The sequence below is a fragment of the Brevibacillus sp. YAE8 genome, from assembly GCF_057543335.1.
This window is the reverse complement of the sequence record NZ_BAAIYG010000117.1, coordinates 1-580: the sequence shown is the minus strand read 5'-3', so window position 1 is coordinate 580 and position 580 is coordinate 1. Positions and strand designations below refer to the sequence as shown.

The 580-nt window shown below is 37.1% G+C and carries 1 protein-coding gene; it reads right to left on the bottom strand.

The window, feature by feature from the left end; genetic code table 11:
- Window positions 1-10: 10 nt before the first annotated feature.
- On the bottom strand, window positions 11-580 hold a 570-nt coding region (locus AC27IT_RS27900; RefSeq protein ID WP_487092277.1), incomplete at its 5' end, for an aldose epimerase family protein.

The following is a 580-nucleotide window of genomic DNA, read 5'->3' as shown; positions in this document are numbered from 1 at the left end:
CTCTGTTGCATTAGCTAAAGGAAACAGAGAATTCTGTTTGAAATACACCGTCTTTTGATAAACGGTTGATGCCTAATTTTTCTTTGAAATTTCCGTTGTGGTCATGCGTATCTGCAATTCCAAACCAAGGTTCGATGCAAAGAAAAGGAGCGATTGTATGATTTTCTGCATCATACTTTGACCAAATACCGACATAGGGGAAATCATTAAACTGAACGTTAATTTGATTTTCATTAACCGGTGATTTAATTGTAATTCCGTCAATATGGCTAAAAATTAACGCGTCATTTGCAAATAAATCTGCGCTTAGCGGCAGCTTGTGCAAGTTTTCTGCAGCCCCTTTTTCATGAATAAGAGCGTCTTTTAATACAAATTCCTTCGGCGCAGTTTCAGAAGGCTCTATTTCTAAAAAGTAATCAGAAATCTGCTCGTTTTCACGTAGCGGAATACGAAAAGCAGGGTGGGCTCCAATTGAAAAATACATATCCTCTTTATCTTCATTTACTACTTTCCACTGAAACGTTAATCGATTGTTTTCCAGACGGTAGCTAATTTCAACTGAACATTCAAATGGATACAC